Origin of the sequence: Rhodanobacter sp. C03 (genome assembly GCF_002001175.1) — a bacterium.
Lineage (GTDB): Bacteria > Pseudomonadota > Gammaproteobacteria > Xanthomonadales > Rhodanobacteraceae > Rhodanobacter.
Map to the genome: position 1 here is coordinate 49,845 of NZ_MUNT01000001.1, position 18,658 is coordinate 68,502.

10 protein-coding genes are annotated in these 18,658 nt (G+C 64.6%); 7 read left to right on the top strand and 3 right to left on the bottom strand.

Annotation, left to right across the window (positions count from 1 at the left end):
• Positions 1-55: 55 nt before the first annotated feature.
• Positions 56-1,339, bottom strand: coding sequence for a sugar MFS transporter (locus tag B0E48_RS00220; protein WP_077515459.1), 1,284 nt, complete (start codon positions 1,337-1,339; stop codon positions 56-58).
• A gap of 437 nt (positions 1,340-1,776) precedes the next feature.
• Between B0E48_RS00220 and glk the strand changes: the two genes are divergently transcribed.
• From glk to B0E48_RS00245, 5 genes are all read left to right on the top strand, one after another.
• Positions 1,777-2,862, top strand: coding sequence for a glucokinase (gene glk / locus B0E48_RS00225; protein WP_077515460.1), 1,086 nt, complete (start codon positions 1,777-1,779; stop codon positions 2,860-2,862).
• Positions 2,863-2,966: 104 nt separating this feature from the next.
• Complete coding sequence (locus B0E48_RS00230; protein WP_077515461.1) at positions 2,967-5,906, top strand: TonB-dependent receptor; 2,940 nt, start codon at positions 2,967-2,969, stop codon at positions 5,904-5,906.
• A 245-nt stretch (positions 5,907-6,151) separates the two neighbouring features.
• Positions 6,152-7,183 carry a cupin-like domain-containing protein gene (locus B0E48_RS00235; RefSeq protein WP_077515462.1) on the top strand — a complete coding sequence of 344 codons (1,032 nt, stop codon included), beginning with the start codon at positions 6,152-6,154 and terminating at the stop codon, positions 7,181-7,183.
• An 84-nt stretch (positions 7,184-7,267) separates the two neighbouring features.
• Positions 7,268-9,565, top strand: a complete 2,298-nt coding sequence (locus B0E48_RS00240) for a family 20 glycosylhydrolase (RefSeq protein ID WP_077515463.1) — start codon at positions 7,268-7,270, stop codon at positions 9,563-9,565.
• Positions 9,562-10,632, top strand: a complete 1,071-nt coding sequence (locus B0E48_RS00245) for a DUF5009 domain-containing protein (RefSeq protein WP_139350105.1) — start codon at positions 9,562-9,564, stop codon at positions 10,630-10,632. Before B0E48_RS00240 ends, B0E48_RS00245 begins: the two co-directional genes overlap by 4 nt.
• A gap of 5 nt (positions 10,633-10,637) precedes the next feature.
• On the opposite strand, the gene B0E48_RS17710 is transcribed toward B0E48_RS00245, so the two are convergent.
• The gene (locus B0E48_RS17710; protein WP_168170263.1) at positions 10,638-10,796 is read right to left on the bottom strand and encodes a hypothetical protein; all 159 of its coding nucleotides are present in this window, start codon (positions 10,794-10,796) and stop codon (positions 10,638-10,640) included.
• A 16-nt stretch (positions 10,797-10,812) separates the two neighbouring features.
• Positions 10,813-15,282, bottom strand: coding sequence for a DEAD/DEAH box helicase (locus B0E48_RS00250; RefSeq protein WP_077515464.1), 4,470 nt, complete (start codon positions 15,280-15,282; stop codon positions 10,813-10,815).
• 214 nt (positions 15,283-15,496) lie between these two features.
• On the opposite strand from B0E48_RS00250, the gene B0E48_RS00255 reads away from it, so the two are divergent.
• Together B0E48_RS00255 and B0E48_RS00260 are read left to right on the top strand one after the other, a co-directional pair.
• Positions 15,497-17,488, top strand: a complete 1,992-nt coding sequence (locus B0E48_RS00255) for a serine protease (RefSeq protein WP_254423791.1) — start codon at positions 15,497-15,499, stop codon at positions 17,486-17,488.
• A gap of 94 nt (positions 17,489-17,582) precedes the next feature.
• Positions 17,583-18,386, top strand: a complete 804-nt coding sequence (locus B0E48_RS00260; RefSeq protein ID WP_139350163.1) for an alpha/beta hydrolase — start codon at positions 17,583-17,585, stop codon at positions 18,384-18,386.
• Positions 18,387-18,658: the final 272 nt, after the last annotated feature.

The window sequence follows — 18,658 nt, forward strand, 5'->3', positions numbered from 1 at the left end:
AGCGCCTCGTGCATCCTAGCGTATGGCCATGACCGCAGCGAATACGCGACTCAATTTACCCGGCATGTTCCTGGCCGACCCGGTGACCGCGCATGCCGTAGTACAGGATGTACAGGTAGCACGGCAGCATCAGCAGCGCGAACGCGAGCTGGAAATCGATGTGCTCCTTCAGGTGCACGAACACCTGCGGAATCAGCGCGCCGCCCACGATGCCCATGATCAACAGCGCAGAAGCAGCCTCGGTGTGTCGGCCGAGCCCCTTGATCGCCAGTGGAAAGATGGCCGGCCACATCATCGCGTTGGCGAAGCCCAGTGCGGCGACGAACATCACCGAGGCGTAGCCGTGGGTGACATAGGCGCCGAGCGTGAACAGCACGCCGAGCAACGCCGACACCGCCAGATAGCGCTGTTGCGAGACGAAGCGCGGGATCACCAGAAGGCCCACGACGTAGCCCAGCAGCATTGCGCCCAGTGTGAATGCGGTGAAGAACTTGGTCTGGTCCAGCGGCAGCCCGAAACCCTGGCCGTAGGTGCCGATCGCGTCGCCCGCCATCACTTCCACACCCACGTACAGGAACAGGCACAGCACGCCCAGCCACAGGTGCGGGAAGCTGAAGATGCTGCGTCCGCTGTGGCCGATGGCGCGTTCGTCGTTGGCGCCGGCCGGCTTGATCTCGGGCAGCGAGGAGCGCACCACCCAGATCGCCAGCAGCACCAGTGCGCCGGCCATGATCATGTAGGGCAGGTGGATCTTGGCGGCGAAAGTGTCGAGCAGCATGGTGCGCGTCGCCGGGTCGGCTGCCTTCACCTGCTGGTCGAGATCACCGATACCGTGCAACACCAACGCGCCGATCAGCAGCGGCGCCAGGATGCCGGCGAACTTGTTGCAGATGCCCATGAAGGCGATGCGCTGTGCGGCGCTGTCGATCGGCCCCAGGATGCTGATGTACGGATTGGAGGCGGTCTGCAGCAACGACAAGCCGGCGCCGATCACGAACAAGCCCGCCAGCGCCCCGAAAAACACGCGCATGGTGGCGAACTGACCGAACATCATCGCGCCGATCGCCATCACGAACAGGCCCAATGCCATGCCTTTCTTCATGCCGGTGCGGCGCAAGACCATCGATGCGGGCAGCGAGAACACGAAGTAGGAAATGTAGAACGCGAACGGCACCAGGAACGCATAGGCGTCCTGCACCTGAAAAGCGAGCTTGACGAAGGTGATCAATGGCCCGTTGAGCCAGGTGACAAAGCCGAAGATGAAAAACAGCACGCCGATGATCATCATCGGCCCGATATTCGAGCGGTCGGTCGGCGCCGGCGCCAGCGTTGTTGCCATGTGTTCTCTCCCCCGAAGATCAGCCGCGCTGACAGCGGTCGAATGACCGGACAGCCTGGAATGTCTCCTTATTCGCCAAAAAGTGCAACGTTGTCAATCCGCATCACGCCAAGGTGAGCTGCATGCAGCCTGGGTCGGGCCGTAAAGACGGCCATGTCAGATCGCTTTTGCGGTGCTGCAGCATGTTGTCATGTATTGCGATGAGCTTCTGTGATTCGCCGTTTAGAGCCATTTATGCGGACAGTTAAGGTGATCTCTTGAAGTGTCGTGACAGCTATGTTGCGACGCCATATCGAATGTCCGGGAATTTTCAACTGACTCAGTTGACAACGTTGTCATTTTGAGAACAGACTCCGCCGGAATCAGGCCAATGCCCGGTCAGTAGCGATCTGTCGCTGCATGGATCAGGGCAGTGCCGGTTACGGGGAGAGGACGGAGTGGGAGACGTCGCCAACCAGCGTCATGCAGCATCGCCGTCGACGACGGCCCGGATGGGCGCGTCGATTTCCGGCGAGCCGGCTTCAGCAGAGCCATTTCTGGCCGCTGATGTCGGTGGCACGCATGCGCGCATCGGCCTGGTCGTTGGCAGCGCCAACGGCCGCCGTCCAGTCAGCGTGCTGCACTATCACCGCTACAGCTGCGCCGACTGGTCGGGCCTCACCGCGATGCTGCAGGATTTTGTCGGGCAGCTGGCCGGCACGCCGCATGCGGCCGCGCGCGGCAACCTGCGCCATTGCGCGGTGGCGTGCGCCGGCTATGTGCTGGACGACGCGATCGTCAACGAGAACCTGCCGTGGCCGGTGTCGATCCGCGAGATCCGTGATGGTCTCGGTATCCAGCGGCTGGCGGTGATCAACGATTTCGAGGCGGTCGCCTACGCCACCCAGTTCATCGAGGCGGGCGAGACACGCTCGATCATCGATGCCACGCAGCCGGCCATCAGCGGGCCGGTACTGGTGATGGGACCCGGTACCGGGCTTGGTTCGGCGGTGTTGTTGCCGGGTCAGCCGCGGGCCCAGGTACTGGCCACCGAGGCGGGGCAGATTTCACTGGCGCCCGGCAACGAACGCGAGATCGAAATCCTGCGCGTGCTGGCGCGCGAGCGTCCCTATGTGTCGTTCGAGGATGCGCTGTCCGGGCCGGGCCTGCTCCAGCTTTATCGCGTGCTGTGCGAACTGCGCGTCAGTCCCGCCCATCTGCTGACGCCGGCCGAGATCACCGGTGCCGCGCTGGCCGGCAACGATGCCGCCGCGGTGGAGGCGCTGGAAGTTTTCTGCGGCCTGCTCGGCAGCTTCGTCGGCGATCTGGTGCTGCTGTACGGCGCGCGCGGCGGAGTCTATCTGGCCGGCGGCATCCTGCCGCAGATCCAGCCCTTCCTGCTGAGCAGCACGTTTGCTGCGCGCTATTTCAACAAGGGCGTGATGCGCGCCTATCTGCAACAGGTTCCGGTACGACTGATCGAGCACGGCCAGCTTGGTGTCATTGGCGCCGCAGGCTGGTTTCTGGATAAGCGGGAGGGATGAGAGATGAACCCTATCCAGTGACACGGCGCCAAGCCAACCACCACAACAGTCCACGACCGTGCCATGCCGGTCTTGATTCGAGCTACCTCTGAGGGGAGGACATCATGAATTACCGCAAGACACTACTCGCTGCCAGCATCATCACCAGCCTGTGCGCGACCGGCGCGCTCTATGCGCAGGACAACGGTCAGGACAGCACCAGCCAGACCCAGCAGAACGAGACCAAGGCAAAGGCCAAGGATGCCAAGACGCTAAGCACGGTCATGGTCACCGGCATCCGCGCCAGCCAGCAGTTGTCGCTCGACACCAAGAAAGATTCCGTCTCGCACATCGAGGTGGTGTCCGCCGTAGATATCGGCAAGCTGCCCGCCAAGAACGTGGCTGACACCATCGCGCAGTTGCCGGGCGTGAACATCTCCGACGCGGCCGGCGCCGAAGGCGGCTTCGACGAGGCCGATCGCGCCAGCATTCGCGGCAGCGCGCCCTCGCTCACCCTGACCACGCTCAACGGCCATACGGTCGCCTCAGGCGACTGGTTCATCACCGGCGGCGGCGGCAGCCGCAGCGTCAGCTACGCGATGTTCCCGTCGGAAATCGTCAGCCAGGTGGTGGTGCACAAGGGTTCCGAGGCCAGCCTGCTGGAAGGCGGCGCCGCCGGTTCGATCGACATCATCACCCGCAAGCCGCTGGAATTCGGCAAGCAGTTTTCCGCCGAGGCCAGCGTCGGCGGGGTGTATTCCGACTTGCCAGGCGACAGCAAGCCGCAGTTCAGCGGGTTGGTCAACTGGAAGAACAGCGACAGCACGTTCGGCGTGATGCTGCAGGGCTTCTATGAAGACCGCGACCTGCAGCGTGATGGCCAGGAAATGCTCGGCTATTCGTACATTCCGACCGGTTCGGCACTGGCAACCCAGCTAGGCCTCGGCCCGGCCCGGCCCGGCAGCGCCAGCACCGGCGTGTTTTATCCCAACCTGCCCGGCGCTGCGCTGTTCACTCAGGAGCGCAAGCGCAAGGGCGGCGCGATCGACCTCGAGTGGAAGCCGCTGGACAACCTCACCTTCAACCTCGATGGCTTCTATTCCAAGATGGACGCCACCGACTACAACCGCAACTACATGCTGCGCCTGCGCGACAAGTTGCCAGGTGACACGCTCTCCAGCTACACCCTCGACGGCAACGTGCTCACCAGCGCGGTGGCGCAAGGCCAGGAAGGCGTGTCGCAGGGCATCTACGACATGATCTCGCGTCCGGGCGAGAGCGAATCCAGCGCGTACGTCACGCTGGACGCGGACTGGAAGGCCACTCAGGACCTCAACTTCAAGTTCCAGGGCGGCTACACCCGCGGCACCGGCAACACGCCGACTCAGGACGTCATGGAGATGGATACCGGCTACGGCCAGGGTGCCAGCTACTCGATGAATGGCCTCGGCAAGCCGCTGAACTGGACGCTGGGCGGCAACAACAGTGTCTACAACCCGGCCACCGTCGGTCTCGACTGGATCTTCGGCGATCAGGACGTTCACGTCATCGACAAGGAGCACTGGTTCCAGGCCGACGGCGAGTTCGACTTCGACGATGCCGGCCCGCTGTCCTCGCTGCAGTTCGGCGCACGTTACGCCAAGCACACGCACGACAGCCCGACGGCGATTGCCCAGGGCCCCAACTTTGCCACCGACATATCGACCTCTCCGAACGCCACCATCTGGCCCGCCAGCAGCAGCAACTATCCCGGCAGCTTCGCCGGCGATCTCGGCGTGGGTCAGATGCCGGGCGGCATCTGGTACTGGACGCCCGCACAGCTGGCGGCACTGAACGCGGTGTATGCGAACCGCAAGGTGACCAACGATCCGGGAACCTCGCGCTTCTATCCGAATGACATTTACTCGATGTCGGAGAAGAACGACGCCGCCTATATGCAGGTCAATTTCGCCGGCGACCGCTGGAGTGGCAATGCCGGCGTGCGCTACGTCGGCACCACCGAGGACATCGGTTACACCAGCCCGACGATCCAGGAAGCCAGTTACGCCCAGGGCACACCGCCTTCGGCGTTCTATCCCTCCGGCTGGTACTGGAACTACTACAGCCATCACTACGGCAAGCTGCTGCCCAGCTTCAATCTCAAGTTCAACTTGAACGACGATGGCAGCCTGCTGGCACGCTTCGCCGCCTCGCAGACGCTGACGCGTCAGGACTACGGCCAGCTGGCGGGCTTCCTGTCGCTGAGTGACCCGCAGAGTCCAACCGGCGAGGGTTCCGGCAGCGGTCCGAATCCACGGTTGAAGCCGATCCTTTCGACCAACTTCGATGCATCGCTGGAGTGGTACTACTCGGAGCGTGGTCTGCTGTCGGCCAGCGTGTACGCGATGGATCTGAACAACTACTACGACTACGGCACCACCACCGGAACCTATCTCAACAACTACCTGACCTACGGCGGCAGCACCACCTACCCCAACCCCTCCCACACGCCGGTCTACAGCAATTACCTGGTCAGCATCCCGGTCAACGTCAATGGCAACCTGAAGGGCGTGGAGCTGAACTGGGTGCAGCCGATCGGCGAGCACTTCGGCACGTCGGTCAACTATACCTACAGCAACGGCCATTCGTCCGGCGGCACGTACCTCTACAACGCCGACGGCACGCAGGGCACCGGTGTATCCGCGGGCAACCGTCCACTGTTCGGTACTTCGAAGAATACGGCCAACCTGTCCGCCTTCTTCGAGAACAAGCAGTGGAACGCACGCATCAATTACACGTACCGCTCCTCGTTCTACGACGGCATGATGCCGGTGACGACCGGCTCGCTCGGCAACACCATGCCCTTGCTGCCGTACTACCAGGCGGGCGCGGGCTACCTGTCATTCTCGGCCGGCTACACGCTTAACGACCACGTGAGCTTCTCGTTCGACGCGATGAACCTCAACAACCCGACGCTGCGCTACTACGTCGTCGGCTCCCAGGCCGGTCTCGGTTTCGGCAAGGTGCCGGAAGCGTTCTACACGAACGGTCGCCAGTACTACCTGACCGTGAACTTCAAGCTCTGAGCCGTGTTCTTCCCCAAGGACCTGGCACCTTTGCCAGGTCCGCTTTTTCCCGGCGGAAGCTGCCGGAGGGAGCGTGAGGAAAGCAGCCAAGCTCGTTACCCACTGCGATGTCGGCCCCGCCGGCATCGCAGTTTTGTTTGAATGCCCACAGGTGGAAGCAGATTGGCGCACCATGAAGGGCGGCCCGGCGCGGCGAAGTTGGCAATAATCGCTGGGCGACCCCGGACAGAGGCGGAGGAAAAATCATGAGTGAACCTGCCGGCGCGACGCCCGTGCCTGCCGCGATCGAGGAATACCGTCCTGTCGACGGCCGGCCATTCAGTCTGGATGATCTGGTCGGGCACGATCGGCCGCTGGTGATTCGTGGCCTGGTGCGCGACTGGCCGATCGTGAAGCTCGCCCTGCAATCGGATACGGCGTTCGCGCAGCGCCTGGCGGAACTGGACAACGGCAGCGACGTCAGCACCCTGATGGTGGCGCCGGAGGCCGACGGCATGATCGGCTACGCGCCCGAACTGGATGGTTTCAGCTACCAGCATTTCAAGGTGCCGGTGACGCTCGGCCTGCAGCGGCTGGCCAAGTACAGCCGGCGCGACGATGCGCCCGGCATGGTGATCCAGAGCGCACGCATCCGCGAATGCCTGCCGGGGTTCCTGGCGGAACACGCGCTGCCGTTGCTGCCCGGTGTGGAGCCGCGCATCTGGATCGGCAACCGGGTCACCACGCCCACGCATTTCGATTCCATGCACAACATCGCTTGCGTGGTGTGCGGTGTACGCCGCTTCACGCTGTTCCCGCCGGATCAGTTGCCGAACCTCTACATCGGCCCGCTGGACTACGCGCCGACCGGCGCCGCGATCAGCATGGCCCGGCTGGACCGACCGCACGATCCACGTTTCCCGCGCCTGCAGCAGGCGCTCGCGGTGGCGCAAGTTGCCGAATTGCACCCGGGCGACGCGCTCTACATGCCGCCGCTGTGGTGGCACAACGTGGAGTCGCTGCAAGATCTCAACGCGCTGGTGAACTATTGGTGGAGTCCGCTGGACGCCGATGGTTACCATACCGGCCACGCCAAGGCCGCGCTGTACCACTGCCTGCTTGCGTTCCGGGCGCTGCCGCCGGCGGAGCGGGCCCACTGGCGCAACCTGCTGGATTATTACGTGTTCGGCGACGAGGAATCCCTCGCACACATTCCCGAGCAACGCCGCGGTGTGCTCGGTCCATTGACCCCCGAATGCATCGAACAGCTGAAGCAGGGCGCGCGCAACCATCTTTGAGCGTGACATGTCCGGACCACAGTAGCCGCATGCGGCCGCCCATTTCCCATTTTCCAACGCACACTTTTCTATCCGGGAGCCTTGATGAAAATCGCCGGTTTCGTCTTCAGCATCGTCGCCCTGCTGGGTGCGGCCCATGCGGCCACGCCGCCGTTGCTGCCGATGCCGGCACAAATCGAGGTCGCCAGCGGCGCGTTCCCGGTCGCCGACGGCACGACGATCGTGGTGCCCGCGCATGATGCCGCCACGCGGCAGACCGCGCAGTACCTCGCCGACTTGCTGACTCGCACGCGCGGGCTGCATCTGAAAGTGAAGGTGCGCGCGGCGCCGTCGCGCGGTGCCATCATGTTGTCGCGCGAAGCCGACGCGCCGGTGGCGCACGCGGAAGGCTATGCGATCGACGTCACGCCCGATGGCCTGCACCTCCGCGCGCGGGACGATGCCGGCCTGTTCTACGGCGCCATCACCCTGTGGCAATTGATGACGCCGGACGCCAAACGTGGCCCGGTGCAGGTGCCGGCGCTGCATATCCGCGATCAGCCGCGCTTTGCCTGGCGCGGGCTGATGCTGGACTCTGCGCGACATTTCCAATCGGTCGCCGAGATCGAGCGATTGCTGGATCAGATGGCCCAGCACAAGCTCAACGTGTTTCATTGGCATCTCACCGACGACCAGGGCTGGCGCATCCAGATCAAGCGCTACCCCGAACTCACTCGTGTTGGCGCATGGCGCACGCCGCCGGATGCGGGACACGACGGCGAGCCATTGCGCTATGGCGGTTTCTATACGCAAGAGCAGATCCGCCAGATCGTTGCCTATGCCGCCGCGCGCCATATCACGGTAGTACCGGAGATCGACATGCCCGGTCATGCGCAGGCCGCGGTGGCGGCGTACCCGCAGCTCGGCGTGACCGGCAAGCGTCCACCGGTATCGGTCGACTGGGGCGTCAATCCCTACCTGTACAACGTGGACGACGGCAGCTTCGAGTTCATCGACCACGTGCTTGATGAAGTGATGGCGCTATTCCCGTCGAAGTACATCCACGTCGGCGGCGATGAGGCGATCAAGGATCAGTGGCAAGCCTCGCCTGCGGTGCAGGCGAAGATGCATGCGCTGGGGCTGAAGGACGAGGATGCGCTGCAGGGCTGGTTCATCGATCGCATCGGCCAGTACCTGGCCGCGCACGGCCGGCAGCTGGTGGGCTGGGACGAGATTCTCGACGGCGGCGTGCCGGCCGATGCAACCGTGATGTCGTGGCGCGGCAGCAAGGGCGCGATCAAGGCCGCGCAGCAGGGACACGACGTGGTGTTGTCGCCGGCACCGGATCTGTACTTCGATCAGCTGCAAAGCGATAACGCCGACGAGACGGCCGGGCGCATTCCCGCGCAGAGTCTGGCCCACATATACGCGTTCGAGCCGGTGCCGACGGATCTCGATGCAGCGCAGGCCAGCCATGTGCTGGGCGCGCAGGCGAACGTGTGGACCGAGCACATGCCGACGATGCAGCATGTCGAGCATGCGGTGTTCCCGCGGCTGGATGCGTTGAGTGAAGTGGACTGGTCGCCGGCCGCATCGCGCGACTGGAACGGTTTCCTCGACCGGCTGCCGGCGCAGTTCGCGCGCTATCGCGCGCAGCACATCGGCTATGCCGACAGTGCGTTCGCGCCGGACATCAAGATAGATCGGAGTGCCGCTCTGACCAGCGGTACGACGCAAGTCACGCTGTCCAATCAGGCCGGCTACGGTGAACTGCATTACACGCTGGACGGCCGCGCGCCTGACCGGAACGCACCGGTGTACAAGGCGCCGTTCGCGGTGAAGTTGCCGCTGACGGTGCGCGCGGCGGCATTTGCCACCGACGGTGTCGAGCTGGCTGCGTCACGTGAGCGCGTGTTCGATCGGGCCAGTCTGCTCAGCCTCGCCGGCAACGAGATGCCGAATTGTCCGGGCAGCGATTTCCGCCTGCGCGTGCAGCCAATGCCCGATGCCACTTCGCTGGCGCCGGTGTACAGCATCAACGTGTTCAACAGCTGCCAGCTGTATCCGTCTACGCCAATGCAGGGTGTCGCGTCGATCCATGTCGAGGCGGTACGAATCGAGCGCAACTATGCGCTGGCGCATGAGCAGAAACTGGTGGTGTCACGCCCGCACAGCACGCCGTTCGGCGAGCTGGTGGTGCATCAGGATCAATGCGATGGTTCGGTATTGGCCAGCTTGCCGCTGCCCGATCCGGCGCACAGTGCGCGCCGCTTCACGCTCGATGCGGCGCTGCCCGCGCAGCAGGGCGAGCATGCGCTGTGCCTGATCTATACCGCGCCGATCGACGGTCCGTTGTATGCGCTGGATCGGGTGACACTGATGCCGGGCACTACGAAGCTGTGAACGCAGCGCCGCCGCGGCTCGCTTCGCTCGATGCGCTGCGCGGCTGCACCGTGGCGGCGATGCTGCTGGTCAACGATCCCGGCGACTGGAGTCATGTCTACGCGCCGCTGGATCATTCGGCATGGAATGGCTGCACGCCGACCGACCTGGTGTTTCCATTCTTCCTGTTCGTGGTCGGCGTGTCGGTGGCGCTGGCGATCCTGCCGCGGCTGGAGCAGGGTTCGTCGCCGCTGACACTGACACGCGCGGCGTTGTGGCGCGCGCTGCGCATCCTCGTACTGGGTGTGGCGATCAACGTGCTGGCAGCGTTGTTGATGCATGGCGTGCATCTGCGTTTCCCCGGTGTGCTGCAACGGATCGGCTTGTGCTTCGCCGGCGTGGCGCTGTTCGCGATCCACACGAAGCCGCGCACGCAATGGCTCGCGATCGCGCTGCTGTTGTTCGGTTACTGGGGCCTGCTGCTGGCCGGCGGTTCGCTGGAGCCATGGGCGAATATCGTCAGCCGCACCGACAGTGCGGTGTTCGGTCGCTTCGTCTACCTGCTCGATCCAGCCACGGGTCGCGGCCACGATCCGGAAGGCCTGCTCAGCACGCTGCCGGCGCTGGCCAGCACCTTGCTCGGACTGCGCGCGGGCTGCTGGTTGCGCCAGGAAAAACTCAAGTGGTTGTTGATCGCCGGTGTGCTGTCGCTGTTGCTCGGTGCGCTGTGGTCGCTGTGGCTGCCGCTCAACAAGAACCTGTGGACGCCCTCGTTCGTGCTGTGGTGCGCGGGCTGGGCTGCGCTGACACTGCTGGCATTCCACTGGATGATTGATCGGTGTGGCTGGCCGGCACTCGGGCGGCGTTTCGGCGTCAATGCGATCGCCGCCTATGCCGGCTCGGAACTGATGCAGATCCTGCTGCCCGGGTTGGGATTGGCATCGCTGTACCGTCACCTGTTCGCGAACTGGATGACGCCGCTGTTCGGGCCCGATATCCCCTCACTGGCGTTTGCGCTGGTGTTCGTGGCGGTGTGGTGGCTGATCGTCTACGCGTTGGACCGGCGGCATATCCATCTCAAGCTTTGAGGTCGTCAGCGCCGGCCGCGCAGTGCCTTGATGAACAGGGCCATCGCCAGCAGGCCGAGCACGAAGCCGATGCCGGCGCCCCACATCGCACCGTTCTGACCGGCGATCAAATAGCCCACGCCGAAGCCCAATGGAAACAACAGCAGCATGGGGAGACAGCCCATCGGATCAGTCCTTGTTTCAGCGCGCTGCAGTCAGCGTATCGGGCAGTGACGGCGGATGCCGCAGCAGTGCGTGTTTCGCGGTCTGGGTTTCGGCGCCGGACAATTCGATCAGCGGCACGAGCTTGCCGCCAACCAGGGCCGCAATCGCCACGCCATCGCGATACAGCACGCGCGAACCGGCCAGCGCCGGCACCTTGTCGCCGACCAGCACGGTGCCAACCAGGTTCAATGGATCGCAGCCGCTGAGGCAGACCAGCTCGCCGTCGTCTGCACGTTGACGCACCGCGCGCAGCGGTGCAATCGCTTCGGGCAGCGCGAACTGCTCGCCGACCAGGCCTTCGACAAAGCGGCCGCCGCGAATCTCCCCGCGTGCCTCCAGCCGGTGATACACGCGCAGCAGTTCGCGCCACGACGGCAGCCACGGCGCCTCGCGCTCCAGCAGTTTCCAGAACACCACACCGTAGCGGCGCAGCAGGGTGCGCGCGATATGCTCGATCGCCTCGGGATCTGGCTTGGCCCCTCCTTTGCGGGCAGGAGAGGGTAGGGGCGAGGCGATCTTCGTCGTGCTGCGCGTCAACGACCAGCGTCCCGCATCTTCGATGCCGTTGAGCAGGTGCCTACGCAGGCGCCGATGCCGACCGCCATCGCGCTTGGCCGCCGGCAGCAGCAGCGCGCGCAGGCCGGCGAAGCTGTCCGCGCTGACGCGGCCGGCGGCAACCAGTTCGCCCAGCGCGTCCTCCAGTTCGGTACGCAGCAGGTGGGTGACGCCGAGCAGCTCATCGAAGAACAGCGCCCCCTGCTCGCGCAGTGTTTCGGCGACTGCCTGGGCGCGTGACGACAGCAGAATGTCCTGGCCGTTCTCGTCCGCCGCGATGGACGTCCAGGCATTCATGCTGCGGCGTGGCAACAGCACGATCGGTGTGCTGCGCAACGGCCCGCCACCACCACTGCCGGCACGCAGGCGGCCCCAGCTGATCCGGCCAGCGCGGCACAGTTCATCCAGCCAGCTGATCGAATAATCGTCGATGCGCGCCGGCAGGATTTCCGTTTCCCACGCACCAGCGGCCGCCTCGAAGCCTTCCAGCTGCGCCAGCGTGGCGCTCAATGCATCCGGCCCACGCAGTCGGGTCGTCGCCGACACGTGCTGCCAATCGAACAGGAAGCGCATCAGCTCACGCCGGCTGACTGGCTCGATTTCGCGGCGCAGCCGGCCGAGCGTATAGCGGTGGATGCGCGCCAGCAGATGCCGCTCGCACCATTCCGTCGCGGTCGTGTTGGTGGTGAAGCGACCCTGCATCACATAGCCTTCGGACTGCAGGCGAAGCAGGGCGTGTTCGATGTCGCCTGCTTCGACTGCCAGCGATCCCGCCAGTGTCGCCACGGTGACCGGGCCGAGCCCGCCGAGACGATGGCGTACCAGTTCCAGCAAGGCATCCTCGCGCGCCCAAGTCTGCGCGGCGTATTCGACGGGAGCGGTGATCGGCGGTTGCATCGACGCGGAAGGATGCACGGTCTGCCACAGCGGCAACTTCTCGGCCGATGTCCAGATCTGTCTTTCTGTTGTAGGAGCGGCTTCAGCCGCGACCGGCGATCGCGTCGCGGCTGAAGCCGCTCCTACAGTTTCGATGGTGAGCAGAGTTGTTCGGCTGCTCCGGGCCAGTGCCTGCAGTCGTTGGCCCCAGCCAGAGCCGGCGGCGGCCTCAGTGGCTGTCACGAAACCCAGCAACGTCAGCGCCTCGTGCATCTCGTCCGCATCGCGCACTTGCGGCCACGCCTCGTCGCGCACGGCGGCGATCGCCTCCGGATCGAGCCGGCCCAGATCGTCGGCGCTCTCACCTTCATTCCAGCGACGCGTTTGCACGGCCTGGGTGCGGCGTTCTTCCAGCGGCGCGTCGTCGAGGAAGGCGTACGGTGCGGCGTTCAAGACTTCGGCGGCGAGCGGGCTCGGCCCGGTGAGGTCGCGCGCGATCACACCGATTTCGCCGTTCTCCAGGCCACGCAGGACCTGTAGCAGGCCATCCACGTCCATCGCTTCGCGCAGGCAGTCGTGCATGGTCTGGTTGACCAGTGGATGATCCGGCACCTCGCGCTCGCCCACGATGTTTTCCAGGCAGGCGACCTGGTCGGGGAACACGGCGGCGAGCAGGTCCTCACTCTTCATGCGCTGCAACGGCGGCGGCGTCTTCTTGCCGCCGGTGAAGCGCGGCAGCGCCAGTGCCGTCACCGCGTTCCAGCGCCAGCGTGCGGGGAACAGCGGGGCATCCAGCAGGGCCTGGATCAGCACGTGCTCGGCGGTGTTCGAATGCAGGTAGTGCGCGACTTCCTCCAGTGGGAAGCTGTGGCTGGTCGACAGCGACAGCACGATCGCATCCTCGGTCGCCGCCGCCTGCAGCTCGAAGTTGAACTGGCGGCAGAAGCGCTTGCGCAGCGCAAGGCCCCACGCGCGATTGATGCGGCTGCCCCACGGCGTGTGGATCACCAGCTGGGTGCCACCGGATTCGTCGAAGAAGCGTTCCAGCACCAGCGTGTGCTGGGTCGGCAATATGCCGAGCGCGGCCTTCGCGCGGGCCAGATAGTCGGCCAGCTGCTGCGCAGCGGCTTCGTTCAAGCCGAGCTGATCGGAGAGCCATTTCATCGCAGCTGGCACGCCACCGGCATCCAGCTGCTCGGAAATTTCGTCACGCAGCCGCGATACGCCGAACGACAATTCCTTGCTGCGCCCCGGTGCTTCGCCCAGCCAGAACGGAATGCTCGGCGGCGCGCCGTGCGCATCTTCCACTCGCAACCGGTCGCGCTCGACGCGCTGGATGCGATAACTGGTGTTGCCGAGCTGGAAGATGTCGCCAGCCATGCTCTCGACCGCGAAATCCTCGTTCACGGTGCCCACGATGATCGCCTGCGGCTCCAGCACCACTTTGTAGTCGGCGGTATCGGGAATGGTGCCGCCGGAAGTCAGCGCGGTCAGCCGTGCACCGCGACGTGCACGCAGCTGGCGATGCACGGCGTCGCGGTGGATGTACGCGGCGCGCGCACCGCGGCGGGTAGTGAAACCTTCGGCCAGCATGCGCACCACGGCGTCGAAATCGGCGCGAGCCAGCTCGCGATACGGATGCGCGCGGCGCACCAGGTCGTACAGCGCATCCTCGTCCCATTCCTGGCAGGCGACTTCGGCGACGATCTGCTGGGCCAGCACGTCGAGTGGCTGCGGCGGAAGGATCAGCGCATCGAGCTCGCCGCGACGCACGCAGTCAAGCAGCGCGGTGCATTCGATAAGATCGTCGCGGGTGGCCGGAAACAATCGAGCCTTCGGCGTGCCGCCGATACTGTGGCCGGAGCGGCCGGCCCGTTGCAGGAAGGCAGCGATCGAACGCGGCGAGCCGAGCTGGCAAACCAGGTCGACGTCGCCGATGTCGATGCCCAGCTCGAGCGACGCGGTGGCCACCAGCACCGACAGTTCGCCGCGCTTGAGCCGTTGCTCGGCATCCAGCCGCAGTTCTTTCGCGAGGCTACCGTGATGCGCGGCGACGGATTCCTTGCCCAGCCGCTCGGACAGGTGCCGCGCCGCGCGTTCGGCCATCCGCCGCGTATTGACGAAGACCAGAGTGGTGCGATGCGCCTGCGCCAGCTGGGCGAGCCGGTCATAGACCAGTTCCCAGCAGTCGTTCGACATCACCGCCTCGAGTGGTACCGGCGGTACTTCGATCGCGAGGTCGCGTGCACGGGTGTGGCCCGTATTTATGATGGCGACGTCGCTTCTCGCGTTCGTCTCCTCTCCCCCGGTTCTTATTTCACTTGGGGGAGAAGGTGATGGAGCGCCGACCAGAAAGTCGGCGACCGTTTCGATGGGTTTCTGCGTCGCCGACAAGCCGATCCGCAGCAAACGCCGCTGGCACAGCGACTCCAGCCGCTCCAATGAAAGTGCCAGATGCGAACCGCGCTTGCTGCCGGCGATCGCATGGATCTCGTCGACGATCACCGTGCGCGTGCCGGCCAGCATTGCGCGGCCGGAGTCCGAGCCGAGCAGTACGTACAGCGATTCCGGCGTGGTCACCAGGATATGCGGCGGCTGCTTGCGCAACAGGTTGCGCTCCACCTGTGGCGTGTCGCCGGTGCGCACCGCGGTACGGATCGCCACGTCGGGCAGGCCGAGCTTCTCCAGCTCGGCGCGGATGCCCTCCAGCGGTGCTTCCAGGTTGATATGGATGTCGTTCGACAATGCTTTCAGCGGCGACACGTAGACCACCGTGGTGGCGTTCGCCAGCACGCCGCCATGCGCCACGCCTTCACGTACCAGCGCGTCGATCGCCGCGAGGAACGCGGTCAGCGTCTTGCCCGAGCCGGTCGGCGCGGCGACCAGGGTGTGCCGGCCGGCGCGGATCGGCGGCCATGCCGCGGCCTGCGCCGCGGTGGGTGCGGCGAAGCTGTGGCGAAACCAGCCGGCGACGGCCGGGTGGAAAGCGTCCAGGGGATTGGGGGCCAGGCGCATCGGTGGTTATCCGCGCTGCGGCAGGGAAGAGGTCACCGGATCATATATGGGGCTTTTCTCAGATCCTGCAATCGATCATGGCATCCGCCGCAGGTGGCGGTGCAAGCGCCGTTGCGGCATGTCAATATTCACGCTCGGCCGTCGCAGGTCAGGGGCCCCGTCGGGGAATCCGGCGACGCCTTTCATGCGAAGGACGCTCATGCACGTACTGGAAATGATTCTGCGCAAAGCCGGCTCACGGGCGCTGGCGTTGGGCTGCCTATTGGGCCTTGTACTGTGCGGCGGTGTTGCCCATGCCGCCAGCCTCGATCCGGCCGTGTTGCCGAAGATCCAGGCGGCCACGTTCGAGGTGGTCGCAGCCAAGCCGGTCAATGATCCGCTGACCTACGCCAAGCCGTTGCCGATGGAGCTGTTGCCGTTCCAGGAGCGCAACGACAAGTACTACTCGATCGGCACGGCCTTCGCGCTGGGCAACAACCGTTACGTCACGGCGGCGCACGTGCTGCAGGTCGGCATTGGCGGCCTGTGGGGCGAACCAGCCCTGCGTGATGCCAGCGGTCATGTCTACGCGATCGGCAAGATCGAGAAGTATTCGCTGCAGCAGGATTTCGTGGTGTTCTCGCTGGCCACGCCGCCGCCGACGGCGGCGGCGCTGGATGTCGATACCAAGCCAGCCTTGAACGGGGTGGTCTACGCCGTTGGCAATGCGCTGGGTACGGGTGTGGTGATCCGTGACGGCCTGTACACCTCCGATACGCCGGAGGACCAGGACGGTCGCTGGAAGTGGATGCGCTTCTCGGCGGCCGCCTCACCCGGCAACAGCGGTGGCCCGCTGCTGGACCAGGACGGCAAGGTCATCGGCATCGTGTTGATGAAGTCGGCGAATGAAAACCTGAACTACGCGCTGCCGATCAGCATGGTGCTGGACGCGCCGGATCATCTGGCGGTGATCGATCAGCGGATTCCGTACCAGTTCGATGTATTCGACACGACCCTGAGCAACATCTTCAAGACCTCGTTTGCGCTGCCGCTGAGCTTCACCGAGTTCAGTGCCACGTATCAAAAGCGCTTCGATGGCTATGTCGACGGTCAGCTCAAGACGCTGCTGGCCAAGGAGCAGGACAAGCTGTTCCCGCACGGTACCGGCTCCAACCAGTTGCTGCACGGCATGCCGTCGATGGGCGATTTTCCGGCGCTGATTGCCCGTGAAAGCAACGGTACCTGGGCCTTGTCGAAGAAATCCGGCGAAAACACCAAGCTGTCCGACAACGGCTATGTGACACCCGGCGGCGCCGCAGGGCGAAACCTCCTGTTCCATGTGCGCAAGCCCGACAATGTATCCGCCAGCCAGCTGTATGGTGACCCGACCCGACTGATGGACATGCTGGCGAAGGTCGGCTTCCTCAATCGCCGGATCGGTTCCGAGAGCGTCAAGATCACCTCGCTGGGCAAGCCGACCATGGACACGGTCTACACCGATGCCTGGCAGCGGCGCTGGCAGGTCAGGGTCTGGCCGGTGTCGTATGAAAACATCCTGGTGATGACCTTCGCGCTGCCGGTGCCGGATGGTTACCAGGTCATGATGCGCTTTTCGGCGGCAAGCCAGCAGCACGACTGCCTGATCAACATGCAGGCACTGACAGATTTCTTCTTTGCCACCTATGACGGCACGTTGGCGCAGTGGAAGGATTACCTGAAGAACACGGCGTTGCTGCCGACGGCGTTCAAGGACATCAGGATCGATATCGACTACGGCCATCGCTTCGGCTACACCTCGAAGCGGATGCATCTGGCCTTCACGCCGGAACTGCAGAAGATCGAGCCGGACAGCATGTTGACCCTGGGCTTCACCTACTTCAACGACCACGGCAAGGTGGTGTGGGACGTCGGCGACGCATGGATGGCTGCAAATGCCCATGATCCGGATTCGATCAATATCGCACGCGGTGTCGCGCCGTCCGATGATCTCGACGACAGTTACAAGAGCGAGTGGAACAAGATCGTGCAGCGCCAGCATCCGTATGACGGCATTGCGCGCAGCGAGAACGACGTGATGAAGATCACGGGTGTCGTTGGGACACCAGCGGATGCGCAGTCATCGGTACGCTATTACGTCAATTACCAGGTTGAAGGAGCACAGTCGCAGGACGCCATGAAAGCCAAGCTCGACATCCTGATGAAGAGCCTGCATGTCGACGAACATTGACACGTCCGCATAGGAGGACAGGGTGGAACAAACGGTGCAATCGTCTCCGCAGAGCCTCGATACGCATGGCGGGGTTGCAGCGACGTGGCTGACGATGGCCGATGGCCAGCAACTGTTTCTGCGCGACTGGCCCAAGGCGAAAGCGCGCGCTGCGGTGCTGATCGTGCATGGGCTGGGCGAACACAGCGGTCGCTATCAACGACTTGCAGAATGGTTCAACCAGCGCGGCTACGCGGTGCGCAGCTATGACCAGCGCGGCCATGGGCAGACCCCGGGTCAGCGCGGCGCGCTGCGTCATGCCGACGATCTGCTGGAGGATCTGGCCACGGTCTATCACGACTACGCCAACGGCCTGCCGCACGCACCATTGCTGCTCGGTCACAGTATGGGCGGCCTGGTCGCGGCGCGGACCGTGCTGGATGGCCGCGTCACACCGCCGGCGCTGGTGCTGTCATCGCCCGCGCTGCGCAGCTGGGAGCCGGCATGGCTGGTGCGACTGGCGCGGGTGTTGAACCGCGTCGCGCCGCGACTGCCGCTACGCAGCAGCTTGAAGTTCCACAAGCTGTCGCACGACCCGCAAGTGGCGCTGGCCTACCATGCCGACCCGCTGCGCACAGGCTCGATCACGCCACGACTGGCCGACTTCATTTTCCAGAGTGGTGCGACGTGCATCGCCGATGCCGCCAGCTTGTCGGTGCCGACCCTGCTGCTGGTGGCCGACAGCGACGAACTGGTCGACCCCTCCGGCAGCCGCGCATTCGCGAAGGTTGCGGTGCCGACCCGGCAGCTGACCACGCGTTATTTTTCCACGCTTTATCACGAGCTGTTCAACGAGGCCGAGCCGGGGCGCAGCCAGGTGCTGATGCAGCTGGGCGATTGGCTGGGTCGACACGTCTGAGCCACTCGCCGCATGAGCGAAGGCGCTGCCAAGCCAGCGTACCCTGACGCAGGACGGCGCGTGACCGCGCTGGCGCGTACATCACCCTCTCGCTGCATGTGGTAGGCATGCATCCGTGATCTGCAGCGTTGCCTGTGTCCATCGGGTCGGATCATCCTTAAGAAAGAACTAAGCCACGCGAGCCAGAATGAGGGCATGCGCCATGCCAAATGCCTACGACGCGTACTCATCGTGTTGCGATATCGCTTTCCTGTGACGTCGCCAGTCCCTCA

Coding starts and splice junctions, on each gene's coding strand:
- B0E48_RS00220 (WP_077515459.1), bottom strand. CDS start 1,339: ATGGCAACAACGCTGGCGCCGGCGCCGACCGACCGCTCGAATATCGGG.
- B0E48_RS00230 (WP_077515461.1), top strand. CDS start 2,967: ATGAATTACCGCAAGACACTACTCGCTGCCAGCATCATCACCAGCCTG.
- B0E48_RS00235 (WP_077515462.1), top strand. CDS start 6,152: ATGAGTGAACCTGCCGGCGCGACGCCCGTGCCTGCCGCGATCGAGGAA.
- B0E48_RS00240 (WP_077515463.1), top strand. CDS start 7,268: ATGAAAATCGCCGGTTTCGTCTTCAGCATCGTCGCCCTGCTGGGTGCG.
- B0E48_RS17710 (WP_168170263.1), bottom strand. CDS start 10,796: ATGGGCTGTCTCCCCATGCTGCTGTTGTTTCCATTGGGCTTCGGCGTG.
- B0E48_RS00250 (WP_077515464.1), bottom strand. CDS start 15,282: ATGCGCCTGGCCCCCAATCCCCTGGACGCTTTCCACCCGGCCGTCGCC.
- B0E48_RS00255 (WP_254423791.1), top strand. CDS start 15,497: ATGATTCTGCGCAAAGCCGGCTCACGGGCGCTGGCGTTGGGCTGCCTA.
- B0E48_RS00260 (WP_139350163.1), top strand. CDS start 17,583: ATGGCCGATGGCCAGCAACTGTTTCTGCGCGACTGGCCCAAGGCGAAA.